This is a genomic window from Microbacterium sp. BLY, assembly GCF_017939615.1.
Classification (GTDB): Bacteria; Actinomycetota; Actinomycetes; order Actinomycetales; family Microbacteriaceae; genus Microbacterium.
The window spans coordinates 2313700-2326408 of sequence record NZ_JAGKSR010000001.1; the positions used below are offsets into that span (position 1 = coordinate 2313700).

General features: G+C 70.9%; 11 protein-coding genes and 1 tRNA gene. 4 read left to right on the forward strand and 8 right to left on the reverse strand.

Features of this window, described 5'->3' with window-relative positions:
- Window positions 1-87: 87 nt before the first annotated feature.
- Both KAF39_RS11320 and pepN read left to right on the forward strand, forming a co-directional pair.
- On the forward strand, window positions 88-1098 hold the full coding sequence (locus KAF39_RS11320) for a DNA topoisomerase IB (RefSeq protein ID WP_210677341.1): 1011 nt from the start codon (window positions 88-90) through the stop codon (window positions 1096-1098).
- Window positions 1099-1171: 73 nt separating this feature from the next.
- Window positions 1172-3655, forward strand: a complete 2484-nt coding sequence (gene pepN / locus KAF39_RS11325) for an aminopeptidase N (protein WP_210677342.1) — start codon at window positions 1172-1174, stop codon at window positions 3653-3655.
- Here the strand turns inward: pepN and KAF39_RS11330 are convergent.
- Together KAF39_RS11330 and KAF39_RS11335 are read right to left on the reverse strand one after the other, a co-directional pair.
- The gene (locus tag KAF39_RS11330; RefSeq protein ID WP_307805195.1) at window positions 3652-4185 is read right to left on the reverse strand and encodes a GNAT family N-acetyltransferase; all 534 of its coding nucleotides are present in this window, start codon (window positions 4183-4185) and stop codon (window positions 3652-3654) included. The genes pepN and KAF39_RS11330 overlap by 4 nt on opposite strands.
- Window positions 4182-4820, reverse strand: coding sequence for an MBL fold metallo-hydrolase (locus tag KAF39_RS11335; RefSeq protein WP_210677344.1), 639 nt, complete (start codon window positions 4818-4820; stop codon window positions 4182-4184). Before KAF39_RS11335 ends, KAF39_RS11330 begins: the two co-directional genes overlap by 4 nt.
- A 150-nt stretch (window positions 4821-4970) precedes the next feature.
- On the opposite strand from KAF39_RS11335, the gene KAF39_RS11340 reads away from it, so the two are divergent.
- Window positions 4971-5043, forward strand: a tRNA-Glu gene (locus tag KAF39_RS11340).
- A gap of 63 nt (window positions 5044-5106) precedes the next feature.
- Here KAF39_RS11340 and KAF39_RS11345 read toward each other — a convergent pair.
- The 4 genes from KAF39_RS11345 to KAF39_RS11360 form a co-directional block, all read right to left on the reverse strand.
- Window positions 5107-6321: an MFS transporter gene (locus KAF39_RS11345; protein WP_307805196.1), complete on the reverse strand. Its 1215-nt coding sequence runs from the start codon at window positions 6319-6321 to the stop codon at window positions 5107-5109.
- A gap of 26 nt (window positions 6322-6347) precedes the next feature.
- Complete coding sequence (locus KAF39_RS11350) at window positions 6348-6896, reverse strand: helix-turn-helix domain-containing protein (protein WP_210677346.1); 549 nt, start codon at window positions 6894-6896, stop codon at window positions 6348-6350.
- 88 nt (window positions 6897-6984) lie between these two features.
- The gene (locus tag KAF39_RS11355; RefSeq protein WP_210677347.1) at window positions 6985-8103 is read right to left on the reverse strand and encodes a DUF4349 domain-containing protein; all 1119 of its coding nucleotides are present in this window, start codon (window positions 8101-8103) and stop codon (window positions 6985-6987) included.
- Window positions 8100-8657, reverse strand: coding sequence for an RNA polymerase sigma factor (locus KAF39_RS11360; RefSeq protein WP_210677348.1), 558 nt, complete (start codon window positions 8655-8657; stop codon window positions 8100-8102). The genes KAF39_RS11355 and KAF39_RS11360 overlap by 4 nt, the downstream gene beginning before the upstream one ends.
- A 270-nt stretch (window positions 8658-8927) precedes the next feature.
- On the opposite strand from KAF39_RS11360, the gene KAF39_RS11365 reads away from it, so the two are divergent.
- The gene (locus KAF39_RS11365; RefSeq protein ID WP_210677349.1) at window positions 8928-9935 is read left to right on the forward strand and encodes a TerC/Alx family metal homeostasis membrane protein; all 1008 of its coding nucleotides are present in this window, start codon (window positions 8928-8930) and stop codon (window positions 9933-9935) included.
- Window positions 9936-9950: 15 nt separating this feature from the next.
- On the opposite strand, the gene KAF39_RS11370 is transcribed toward KAF39_RS11365, so the two are convergent.
- A complete protein-coding gene (locus KAF39_RS11370; protein WP_210677350.1) occupies window positions 9951-11264 on the reverse strand; it encodes an LLM class flavin-dependent oxidoreductase in 1314 nt (437 codons plus the stop codon).
- The gene (locus KAF39_RS11375) at window positions 11261-12556 is read right to left on the reverse strand and encodes an O-acetylhomoserine aminocarboxypropyltransferase/cysteine synthase family protein (protein WP_210677351.1); all 1296 of its coding nucleotides are present in this window, start codon (window positions 12554-12556) and stop codon (window positions 11261-11263) included. Before KAF39_RS11375 ends, KAF39_RS11370 begins: the two co-directional genes overlap by 4 nt.
- Window positions 12557-12709 lie beyond the last annotated feature (153 nt).

Genomic DNA, 12709 nt, shown 5'->3' on the forward strand with positions numbered 1-12709 from the left:
CACGTCCGCCGGGGGAGACGCCACTCCCTTCCGGCGGCGACCGGTGCCCTCCACACTCGGAGGGGAAACGACGGGGAGGAGACGCGAATGGCGCGACTGGTGCGAGTGGTGCCGGGTCAGGACCCGGGGTTCACGCGGAAGCGGACGAGCTCGGGGTTCCGGTATGTCGACCCCGCGGGGCAGCCTGCTCCCGATGCGGATCGCGAACGCATCAGCGATCTCGTGATCCCGCCGGCGTGGCAGGACGTGTGGATCGCGGCCGACCCGCTCGCGCACATCCAGGCGGTCGGGATCGACGGCGCCGGACGCAAGCAGTACCTCTATCACCCGCTCTGGCGGGTCTCGCGCGACCGCCGGAAGTTCGTCCGCGCCCTCGACCTCGCTTCCGCCCTGCCCAGCGCCCGCGCGCAGGTGACCAAGGCGCTCAAGGACGAAGGGCAGACCAAGGAGCGCGCCCTGGCGATCGCGTTCCGCCTCCTCGACGACGCCGCCCTGCGCATCGGATCGGAGCGCTATCTCGCCCGCCACGGCAGCCGGGGTCTCACCACCCTCCGTCGCCGTGACGTGCGCATCGACGGCGGGGACGTGGCCCTCTCCTTCCCGGCGAAGAGCGGACAGACTGCGGCGATCGAGATCACCGACGAATCGCTGGCCGAGGCCCTCACGGACTTCGCGAGCGGAGCGTCGTCCGCCTTCCTCCTCGCGTACCGCCGAGGCCGTCGACGCGTGAAGATCACCCCCGCGGAGGTGAACGCCTACCTCAAGGAGGTGCTGGGAGCGAGCTTCTCCGCCAAGGACTTCCGCACCCTCCACGGCACCATCATCGCCGCGGACGCCCTGGCCCGCATCGGTGTCCTCGACCGGCGCGGGCAGCGGAATCAGGCCGAGCGTCTGGCCGTGCAGGCCGCGGCGACGGCACTCGGCAACACGACGGCCGTGGCCCGCAACAGCTACATCGACCCGCGGGTGTTCCGGCAGTACGCCCGGGGGAGGACGCTCGACCTCGACGTCACCCCGGAGACCGCGATCAGGCGGCTTCTCGGAGGACCCGAGACATCGCGCAAGGTCAACCGGAGAGGGACGGCCGCTCGACGCTGACGAGCAGGGGGAGTGCGCGCGTCCCGCGCACCGGCCACCCCGCTCGGCGACGGGAAGATGCCAGGATGGAAGGATGCACACCGCGAACCTGACCCGTGAGGAGACCGCGGCGCGATCCGCCGCGATCACCCTGCACCGCATCCGCGTCGAGCTCGATCTGACCGGCGCACCGGAGCGGGCGCGCACGGGCTTCCCGACCACGACGATCCTCGAGTTCGACGCGACCGTCGACCGCACCTGGCTCGACTTCATCGGCGAGGAGGTCCGTCGGGTCGAGGTGAACGGCATCGCGCAGGAGGTCGTCTACGACGGCGCACGGATCGCACTGGAGGGTCTCGCACCGTCGAACGTCGTCCGGGTCGAGGCGGTCGGCGTCTACAGCCGTTCCGGAGAGGGTCTGCACCGGTTCCACGACCCCGTCGACGACCGCACCTACCTCTACACGCAGTACGAGCCGGCCGACTCGCGGCGTGTCATGGCCTGCTTCGAACAGCCCGACATGAAGGCCGAATACACATTCGTCGTGGACGCCCCCTCCGGATGGGAGGTGTTGTCGAACCAGTCGCCCGCCCACGTCGACCTCGGCGTCGGCGTGCAGCGCGTCCAGTTCGCGCCGACGCTGCCCCTCTCCAGCTACATCACCGCCGTCGCCGCCGGACCGTATGCCCGCGTCGACGGGGAGTGGAGCCGGGACGACCAGCAGATCGCGCTGGGGGTCTTCGTCCGGCGCTCGCTCGTGGAGCACCTCGAGGCGGACGAGATCCTCGAGGTCACCCGCCAGGGACTCGACTTCTTCACCGACGCGTTCGCGTACCCGTACCCCTGGGGCAAGTGCGACCAGATATTCGTGCCCGAGTACAACCTCGGCGCCATGGAGAACCCGGGGCTGGTGACGTTCACCGAGGCGTACCTCTCCCGCGGCGCGGCCACCGAGGCGCAGCGCGCCGGCCGGGCCAACACGATCCTGCACGAGATGGCGCACATGTGGTTCGGCGACCTCGTCACGATGACGTGGTGGGACGACCTGTGGCTCAAGGAGTCGTTCGCCGACTACATGGGCTCGCACGCCTCGGCGGTGGCCACCCGCTTCCACGACGCGTGGGTCACGTTCGCGATGCGGCGGAAGGCCTGGGCCTACCAGCAGGACCAGCTGCCGACGACGCATCCGATCGTCGCCGACATCCCCGACCTCGAGGCGGCGAAGCTGAACTTCGACGGGATCACGTACGCCAAGGGAGCGTCGGTGCTCAAGCAGCTCGTCGCGTTCGTGGGGGACGATGCCTTCTTCGAGGGCGCCCGACGGTACTTCGCGGCGAATGCGTTCGGCAACACCACCCTCGACGACTTCCTCGTCGAGCTCAGCGCGGTGTCGGGCCGCGACATGACCGACTGGGCGGCCGCGTGGCTGCAGACCACCGGCGTCTCGACGATCTGGGCGGAGACCGACGCCGACGGGACGCGGTATCTCATGCAGGACGACGTCCGCCCGCACCGTCTCCGGGTCGGTCTCTACGACCGGGTGGACGGACGCGTCGTGCGCCGGGAGCAGCGGGAGCTCGACCTGATCGGCGCGCGCGTGGCCGTCGACCTCCCCGAGGCCGACCTCGTGCTCCTCAATGACGACGACCTCACGTATGCGAAGGCGCGCCTGGACGAGCGCTCGATCCGCACGGTCGAGGAGTCGCTCTCCGACATCGAGGATCCCCTCGCCCGGGCGCTCGTGTGGTCCTCCCTGTGGAACGCCACGCGCGACGGCGAGCTGGACGCGACGCGATTCGTGGCGATCGTGCGCACGCATGCCCCCCGCGAAGGCAACGGCGGACTGCTGGCTGCAGCCCTCCTCGACGCGGCGTTCGCGATCCGGCACTTCGTCGCCGACGACCGCCGCGCCGCCGAGCAGCGGTCCTGGACGGAGGCGACGTGGTCGGCGCTCCAGCACGCCGAACCGGGCAGCGATGCGCAGCTCTCCTGGGCACGGGCGCTGGCGGCCGCCTCCGCGTTCGACGACGTGCACCACGCCGAGGTGCGTGCCCTGCTCGACGGCGAGGTGCCCGACGGTCTCGTCGTCGATCCCGATCTTCGCTGGCAGCTCCTCACCGCCCTCGTCACGACCGGCCACGCGGGCCTCCCGGAGATCGCAGCGGAGGAGCAGCGGGACGACACGGGCGACGGGCGGACGGCGGCGCGTCGCGCGCGCGCATCCCTTCCCGAGGCCGCCGTGCGTGCCGCGGCCTGGACGTCAGCGTGGGAGGACGAGACGCTCTCGAACGATCACCTCGATGCCGAGATCGCCGGTTTCCGCGCCGGAGGACGCCGCGACCTCATCGAGCAGTACGACGAGCAGTACTTCGCGCGGATCGAGCCGGTCTGGGCGCAGCGCAGCATCGAGCTCGCCAAGCGCCTGGTGCTGGGGCTGTTCCCGGCGACGCCGTCGGCCGACCTCGTCGACGCGTGGCTGGCGACGCACCCGGACGCTCCCGCGGCCCTGCGACGGCTGGTCATCGAGCAGCGCGACCACCTGCTGCGCGATCTGCGGGTGCGGGGCGCGCAGAGCTAGCCGGCGGCGGGCTCGACGGTCATCCCCATCACGGTCCGGACGATCCAGGGGTGGGCGTGGTCGTCGTCGATGTGGGTCATCCCGAGCTTGGCGGCCACGCGTCGCGAGGCGTCGTTCGCCGGATGGATGATGGCCGTGAGCAGGACGGGAGCCCACTCGCGCGCGACGAGCTCCACGCAGGCCCGAGCGGCTTCGCTCGCGTATCCGCGGCCCTGGCGGTCGGCGCGCACGTGGTATCCGACCTCGAGCACGGGGTCGCCGTTCACCGACTGCCAGGTGAGTCCGCAGTCGCCGAGGAACTCGCCGTCGTGGGTCTCGATGATCCACAGCCCGTGCCCGTGCTCGGCGTAGCGGGCCTGCATGCGGGCGATCCAGTCGGCGGCTTCGCCTCGGGATTTGGGTGCGGGGTAGTACGCCATGACCTCGGGGTCACCCAGCAGCGCGGCCATGTCATCGAGGTCCGCCTCCGTCATCTCCCGGAAGGCCAGGCGGGAAGTCGGAGCGGGAAGAAGGCGGCGGGAGGCGCTCACAGATCCACGGAGTCGCCGGGCTCGAGCACGAGGAACTCGCCACCGTTCTGTTCGGTGGCCCACTGCAGCCGCTGGCGGTGCATGTTCTTGCCGATCACCGACAGGGTCATGTCGTGCGTGCCGAACGCCTGTCGGGGCTTCACGGCGAGGACGTAGTCGATCGCGTCCCCGATCTTGAGCCAGGGCGCTCCGAGCGGCGCGGCGAGCGTGCCGACCTCGACCCCCGCGGGGACGGCGTAGGAGTCTCCCGGGTAGTAGAAGGTGTCGTTGACCAGCACTCCGACGTTGTCGATGGTCGGGATCGACGAGTGGATCACCTCGTGCGTGCCGCCGAAGAAGCGCAGGGTGAAGGCCCCGACCTCCACGGTGTCGCCCGGGGAGACGACGGTGATCTCGTAGCCCTCCGCGGCCTTCGCCACGCCCTCGGGGCCGAAGATCGGCGTGCCGGGGGCGGCGCGCAGGATGCGGTCGAGGTGCTCCGGCGTCCAGTGGTCGGGGTGCTCGTGGGTGAGCACGATGCCCACCAGGCCGCTGAGATCGTGCAGCGGCGCGGTGAAGGAGCCGGGGTCGATGAGGAGGGTGTCGTCGTTCTGGTCGAGGCGGAGGGTGGCATGTTCGAACTTGGTGACGCGCATGAGACGAGTCAACTCCTTCCCGGGGCCTCCGGCAAACGGAATCCGGCGCGCCACGCCCGGGCGTCGGGCAGGAGTGGCGTCGATTTGGCGCAGCGAGAATCGCCGTGGCATACTTGAACGGTTGTCGCGGAACGGAAAGCTCCGCCAGACGGCCCCATCGTATAGCGGCCTAGTACGCCGCCCTCTCACGGCGGTAACGCGGGTTCGAATCCCGCTGGGGTCACACAACACGACGAAAGCCCTCCGGTTCTCCGGGGGGCTTTCGTCGTTCCCGTGGGCCGGACCATCAGGCGTCGGCGCGGAGCGCGAGCGTCCGGAACGTGCGGGCGCTGAGCGGCATGATCATCAGGGCCATCATCACCCCGCCGAACACGGCGAACGGCACCCACAGGGCGGTGACGGACGCGAGGGCGCCGAACACCGCCATGGCGAGCGGCATCAGGCAGTCGTCGCCGAGCCGGGTGAGGGCGCTCATCCGGCCGAGGTAGGCCGTGTCGACGGTCGCCGCGAACGTCGCGCTCAACAGCACGGAGGCATACCCCGCGGTGGCTCCGATGATCGCGGCGGCCACAGCCACGGTCCATGCCGGGCCGAATCCGAGGGCGACGATCGCGGCCCCCTGCACGACGAGCGCCGCGAACCCGCTCCGCGCCTCGTGCCGGGGCCGGCGACGAACAACCGCCACCGCGCCCGCGGCGGCCCCGAGCCCCAGGAGCGCTTCGAACAGTCCGACGGCCGGAGCGCCCCAGCCCTCGGCATGCGCCCGCAGCGCCAGGCCGATGCCGACGGCGGGGCCGACGGCGAGGTTGAGTCCGGAGAGGGCGATCACGAGGATACGCGTCGTGGGCTCGACCCGCAGGTGGCGGAAGGCGGCCCCGATCGCCTGGAGCGATGAGGTCCGTGGGGAGCGGGCGAGGCGGAACCGCGGGCGCAGAGCGATGGCGAGAAACCCGACGACGAGCGAGAACGTCAGTGCGTTCGCCGAGGCGCTTCCCGCAAGGCCGGCGTTGGCGACGAGCACGCCGCCCACAGCGGCTCCGCCCATCGTCCCCAGACGCGACGCGGTCTGCGCGACGGCCCCGTAGGACGGGAGGTCAGCGGCCCGCACCAGTCGTCGCGAGATCGTGCCGGCGGACGGTTCGAAGAACGCGTCGCACACACCGAAGGCGACCGCGGCGCCGAGCAGCAGCGGAACGGTGGGCGGGGTCTGGAGTACCCAGACGGCGACGGTGCACAGCACGGCCACCCGCACCGTGTTGCAGAGGATCATCACCCGGCGGGCGTCCGTGCGGTCCGCCAGGGCGCCTCCGAAGAGCAGGACGACGGCGCGCGGGAGGGCGCCAGCGGCGACGATGAGTCCCGCGACGGCGGGCGAGGCGATCTGGACCGCGGTCCAGGCGAGGGCGATCGTCCACAGGGCGTCACCCACGTCGGACAGCGCCTTCACGCCGATCCAGGCGTGCACCATCCGGTCGCGCCGGAAGGGGGGAGGGGCGGACACTTCCGTGACCCCCGGGAGGGCGGTCATCACGGTTCCGTGGGGAACGCGTGGGCGAAGAAGAAGACGGGTGTGCGCTCCTGGCCGTCGTCCTCGTCGATCGATGACTGCCAGCCCCGCACCGCCCGCAGGACGCGTGCGGAGAGATCGCGCAGTTCCTCCGGGGTCGCCCACGCGGTGCTCTCCGTGTTGGAGGCGTCGTAGGCGGCCACGGCGGGATCACCTCGGCGGCGGTGCCAGCGCTGCAGGCGCTCGATCTGCATGCGGATCCCCTGTCGCTGCGCCTCCCGGGCGAGGAGGGCGTCGGCCGGGGAGTCCGCGTAGTCGTCCGCAGACCAGGTCAGGCCACGCCGGGCGACCTTCCACCAACTGGTGCGACGGTCGCCGGACGCCTCGGGAACCCGCTCGACGATCCCCGCACGCTCGAGCATCCGGAGGTGATGGCTGATGCTGCCGACCTGGCTGTCGAGCGCGCGGGCGACCACCGTCACCTGCGAGGTGCCGTAGAGCAGGAGGTAGTCGTAGATGCGACGTCGGAGCGGGTGGTGCACGGCGGTGATCACGGAGATGTCTTCCACGCCCGGAAGGCTAGGACGCACCCCGTGACTGCACAAGAGTCCTTGTACATCTCCGGACGGCGGGGACCGCCGGGTCCGCGTCCCCGCTCTACGGGCGGGCGGAGGGCGGCTCCTCCGTCGCGTCGCGAGTCGCCGCGAGGCGCCGATTGCGCCGGACGCGACGGGCGAGCCAGACGATCAGGACGACGATTCCGGCGACGGCGAGCCAGGGGAGGAGGAACCCGATCGCGATCACGAGGGCGTTGAGGGATACGACGAGCCCGTTCCAGCCGGCCCGCAGACCATCGCCGAAGCCCGCGGGATCGGCCGACGCCGTCGTGCCCTCCCGCGTGAGTTCCACGGTCAGGGACGACAGCGCCACCTGGTCGTCGAGCGCGGCGAGCTGCTGCTCGTACGACTCGAGCTGGGCCTGGCGGTCGGTGAGCGCGACCTCCGCCTCGATGAGGTCGGCGACGGAGCCCGATTGCCCCATGAGCTCCGTGAGCCGCTGCACCGATGCGCGGGTGGACTCCACGCGCGCCCGGAGGTCGATCGCCGTGGAGGTGACGTCCTGCTTCGCGATCGAGGACGACAGCACCTCGCCCGTCTCGGAGAGAGCGGCGATCACGGTCGTCAGGTCGTCGGCCGGCACACGGATCGTGATCCAGCCGTACCCCGAGTCCGCGGGCACCCGCTCGGTGGGCGCGTCCGCGGCGACCGTCTTGCCGACCTCGGTGCTCTCGACGTACCCGCCGTGCGCCTCGGCGAGCTCGCCGATGTCGGCGGCCGCGTCGGCGACGTCCTTCACCTCCACCGAGGCCTGTGCGCTCGCGATGATGTCGCGAGCGTCCTCCGCCGTGCCCGCCGCAGCATCTGCGTCGACCGTGCCCCCGATGGCCGGGACGGGCGCCGCGTCGACCATCCGGTCCGGGATGGACGATCCCGATTCCTCCATCGACCATCCCGCGGGCCCGTCCGCGGTGGATACGGCCGACCCACCACCGCCGACGGTGTTGAGGATCGGCGGCGTCACGAGGATCCCGACGACGAAGGCGGCGGCGATCCCGCCGGCCGTGAGCCATCGCCGGCGGCGCGTCCTCGTCCGCGACGCGGGGGCCGACGCGCGGGGACGGTCGTCGGCGATCTCGGCGAACACGGCCTCCTCGATCCGGGCGACGGTGTCGTCCGACAGTGCGGGGAGCCCGGTCTGGGGGGTCTGGTCGTTCATGCGTCTCTCACTTCCTTGACGGCACCGCGCAGCTGGGTGCGCACGCGTGAGAGACGGTTCCGGACGACGGCGTGGGTCACACCGAGTTCCTCCGCGGCGGCCTGGTAGGCGTACCCCTCCGCGGCGCACAACCGGAAGATCTCCCGGTCGAGGTCGCCCAGGGTGCCTACCTCCGCGGCGATCCGCGCGGCGAGCGCGGCCGTGATCACCTGCTCCTCGACGCTCACGACGTCGGGGAGCTGATCGTCCGCCGCCTCCGTCGTGTGCGCCTGATCGCGACGGCGCTGGCGGAGCCGGTTGGCCGCCTGGAAGCGGCAGATCGTCGCGAGCCAGGGCAGGATCGACTCTCCCTGCAGTTCCAGGCCCGGCAGCTTGCGCCACGCGACCACGAAGGTCTCCTGCGTCACGTCTTCCGCATCCGCCGGGGAGCCGAGGATCCCCTGGGCGATCCAGTACACGGGTCGGACATGGGCACGGTACAGCGTGCGGAAGGCGCTCTGATCGCCGGCGGCCGCCAGGGCGGCCCAGCGCTGGTCACTCGTCTGCGGGGGCATCGTCGGTTCCGTTCGGTGTCTCTCACTCGGAGAGTGTCGTCGGCCGCCCCATCGTCTCAGGTGGGGATCCGATCCGCATCCGGCCGTCCACGGCGTGGTCCCGACGCGGCGCTCCTCCGGTAGCATTGCCCGGGCGAGAGGGAGTATCCCGGATCCGCGCGTAACGTCATCACGAGCATCGACATCGCTGCTCCGGGCGCGCGCCGCACGCTGTGCGGGGGAGAGACTTTCGACTCATTCCCGACCCCTCGCGAAAGGTGCACAGCGCCCGTGGACATCCCCGTCTGGTTCGAGATCACCTCGATGGTCGTGCTGTCGATCATCCTGATCGCCGACCTGCTCCTCATCCGGCTGCGCCCGCACATCCCCTCCACGAAGGAGTCGACCCTCTGGGTCGTGTTCTACGTGGGGCTCGCGTTGCTGTTCGCGGTGCTGCTGGGCAATGTCGGGGGCTGGCAGAACGCGGGGGACTTCATCACCGGCTGGGCGCTCGAATACAGCCTGTCGGTCGACAACCTGTTCGTCTTCGTGCTGATCATGGCGCAGTTCGCGGTGCCGCGGCGGCTGCAGCAGCAGGTCCTCATGGTCGGCATCATCATCGCGCTCGTCCTGCGCGGATTGTTCATCCTCGTCGGCGTGACGATCATCGAGAACTTCTCGCCCATCTTCTACGTGTTCGGGGCGTTCCTGGTCTACACGGCCATCCGTCAGGCGATGCCGGAGGGCGACCACGAGGACGAGGTCAAGCAGGAGAACTTCATCGTCCGGCTGCTCCGGCGGCGCATCGACATCAGCGAGACGTACGACGGCTCACGGATCCGGACCACGGTGGACGGCCGGCGCATGTGGACGCCGATGATCATCGTGTTCGTCACGATCGGCGTGACCGATCTGATCTTCGCGATCGACTCGATCCCCGCGATCTTCGAGATCACCACCAACGGCTTCCTCGTCTTCGCGGCCAACATCTTCGCCCTGATGGGTCTGCGGCAGCTGTACTTCCTGTTGGGCGACCTGCTGGACCGCCTCCGCTACCTTCACTACGGCATCGCCGTGATCCTCGGATTCATCGGCATCAAGCTGATCCTGCATGCGCTGCACGTGAACGAGCTGCCGTTCATCAACGGCGGCGAGCACGTCGAATGGGTCCCGGACATCGACAACATGGTGTCGCTCGGCGTGATCCTCGTGTCGATGACGGTCGCCACCATCGCGAGCCTCATCGCGTCGTCCCGGGAGAAGCGCGCCGCGCGTCGCGGCGCCCCGAGCGGCGACTGATCACCACCCGCCTCGTCAGAAGGCGTGCAGATTCGCCTGCAGCCCGCCGTCCGCGTACTCGCGGCGCAGCAGCCCGCGGCGGCGGAGGATCGGCACGAGCTCGTCGAGGGTGCGGTGCAGGGTGACGGGGTGGAAGTCGCCCCAGAGCAGCACGCCGTCGTTGCCCCAGTCGCCGAGCTCCTCGACGAGATCGGCGAACTCCTCCGCGGTGCCGACGAAGCCGCTGCGGTCCCGCAGCCGCCCCGCACGGGCGAGGGCGGTCAGATGCGCCCGCAGCGGCGCATCCTCGCCCCGGTCGCCGATCAGCCGCTGGATGCTGCCCCGCGACACATGCGGGCCGAACAGCGACGGATCGAGGGGACGGTCGAGGTCCAGCGTCGTGAGATCGGTCTCCAGGTCGCTGGACTGCTTCCTGGCGATCTGGGCGAGTGCCGCGTCGTCCGGTCGCGCCGAGGCGGCGACGATCCGATCCGCCTCCTCGGCCGAGGTCGTGATGACGGGCTGGATGGCGAAGAGGATCTTGACGTCGTCGGGGCGTCGTCCCCGCGCGGCGGCCGCGTCGTGCACGCGCTGTCGATACTCCCGCACCGCCTTCTCGTGGAGGGGCGCGAGCGCGAGCTGGACGTCGGAGTTGGCCCCCGCGAACGCGAGGCCGCGTCCGGAGCCGCCCGGAGAGACGATGGCCGGCTCCCCATCCGGAAAGGGCAGGGCGTTCAAGGGGCCGTCGAAGGCGTAGTGGGTACCGCGATGCTGCACGGCGCGCATGCGGGTGCCGTCCGCGTAGACGCCGGATGCGGGGTCGGCGACCAGAGCATCGTCGTCCCAGCTCCGCCAGAGGGCACGGAGGCCGGCCAGCCACTCCTGGGCCCGGTCGTAGGCCTCGTTGTGTCCGAGCTGCGGGGCGTCCGAGAAGTGCCGGGCGCTTCCGGTGTCGGTGACGACGTTGAGGCCGAGCCGGTGCCCGCTGAGATGCTGCAGCGTCGCGAACTGTCGGGCGGCGGTGTAGGGAAGGAAGGCTGCCGGATTGACGGTCGGCACGACCCCCAGGTGCCTCGTCGCCTGGAAGAGGTACGGCGCGAGCAGCAGCGGGTCGTGCTTCGGGCCGCCGAAGGCGTGGCGCACGCGCAGGTCGATCGTGTCCGGGGAGCCGAGTGAGGGGCTGTCCTCGATGATCACGAGGTCGAAGCCGGCCTGCTCCAGGGTGCGCGCAGCCTCCTGGTAGACCTCCGGGCGCGTCCAGTCGTAGTCCCAGTCCAGGGACGGGTACCCCCAGCCCTGAGGACCGAACCCCCGGGCGAGGAACCAGCCGAAGTGCTGCGGGCGGCTCATGACACCGTCTCCCGGACGCTCTCGAGCACGCGCGCGAGATCGCCGATCAGGTCGTCCACATCCTCGATGCCGATCGACAGCCGCAGGGTGCCGGGCCCCACACCGAGGATTCGGCGCTCCTCCTCGGTGCGCTGCGCGTGGCTGGTGGTGCCGGGGTGCAGCACCAGCGATCGCACGTCGCCGATGTGGGTCATATGGGTGAACACGGACACCTCCTCCACGAAGCGACGGGCCGCGGGCAGTCCGCCGCGCAGGGTGAAGGTGAAGATGGAGCCGAACCCGCCGTCGAGGTAGCGCTGTGCGGTCGCGTGGTGCGGGTGCGAGGGCAGACCGACGTAGTCCACGCTCTCCACGGCGTCATGCGCGGCCAGCCAGCGGGCGACGGCGAGGGCGTTCTGCGACTGCCGCTCGACCCGCAGCCCGAGGGTCTCGGTGCCCTGCCCGATGAGGAACGCGTTGAGAGGCGAGGGGGAGGCGCCGAACCGCGGCGCCACCGACTCCCTGGCGTACCCGATCCGGGCGCGGCCGCCGTGTCGCGCGACGACACTCGGAGTGCTGCCCCGGCCCGGAAGCACGAGGTGCGGGGCGTTGTGCCCCGCGCGATCGGCGTCGAAGCGGCCGTCGTCGACGACGACACCCCCGAGCACCGCTCCCTGACCGGCGAGGAACTTCGACGCGGAGTGCACGACGATGGCGGCGCCGTGCTCCAGCGGCCGGAGCAGCGCGGGCGTCGCCAGGGTGTTGTCGACGATCAGGGGGACCGCGATCTCGTCGGCCACGGCACTCACCGCAGCCACGTCCAGCACGTCGTTGCGGGCATTCGCGAGCGATTCCGCGAACAGGGCCCTGGTCGTCGGACGCACGGCCTCGCGCCAGGCGTCCGGGTCGGCGATGTCGTCCACGAACGTCGTCTCGATGCCGAGGCGGGCGAGATTGTCCAGGAACAGCCCGCGGGTGCCCTCGTAGATGTGGGTGGACGAGACGATGTGGTCGCCCGCCCCCACGACCGAGAGCAGGGCGGTCGTCACCGCCGCCTGTCCGCTGGCGACGAGCACGGCGTCCGCGCCGGATTCGAGGCTCGCGAGCTGGCGTTCGACGGCGTGCACGGTCGGGTTCCCGGTGCGCGTGTAGCCGAAGCCCGTGCCGGTGCCGAAGTGGTCCGCGGCATGGTCGAAGTCGTCGAATTCGAACCCGGCCGTGAGGTAGATGGGCGTCACGCGGGAGGCGGCCGACGCCCGGCCTCTCGCGGCGTGGACGGCGCGGGTGGCGAAGCGGGCGGTGTCGGCGGTCATGCGGGGCCTCTCGGTCGGTCGGGTGAGCAACAGAGTGTCACGGCGTGTCTCGGCGTGTCCGAGCGGTGGTAACCTGACGTCATGCGGACCGTGCTCCTTCTTAGCGGCCGCGGCGAGACCTCGATCTGAGCCCCTCCTCGTCGCGGAGTCCAT

Bases quoted from the DNA above. Each gene is read 5' to 3' on its own strand.
- KAF39_RS11355 (WP_210677347.1), bottom strand. From the start codon at position 8,103: ATGAACGACCAGACCCCCCAGACCGGGCTCCCCGCACTGTCGGACGAC.
- KAF39_RS11360 (WP_210677348.1), bottom strand. From the start codon at position 8,657: ATGCCCCCGCAGACGAGTGACCAGCGCTGGGCCGCCCTGGCGGCCGCC.
- KAF39_RS11375 (WP_210677351.1), bottom strand. From the start codon at position 12,556: ATGACCGCCGACACCGCCCGCTTCGCCACCCGCGCCGTCCACGCCGCG.
- KAF39_RS11370 (WP_210677350.1), bottom strand. From the start codon at position 11,264: ATGAGCCGCCCGCAGCACTTCGGCTGGTTCCTCGCCCGGGGGTTCGGT.
- KAF39_RS11320 (WP_210677341.1), top strand. From the start codon at position 88: ATGGCGCGACTGGTGCGAGTGGTGCCGGGTCAGGACCCGGGGTTCACG.
- pepN (WP_210677342.1), top strand. From the start codon at position 1,172: ATGCACACCGCGAACCTGACCCGTGAGGAGACCGCGGCGCGATCCGCC.
- KAF39_RS11335 (WP_210677344.1), bottom strand. From the start codon at position 4,820: ATGCGCGTCACCAAGTTCGAACATGCCACCCTCCGCCTCGACCAGAAC.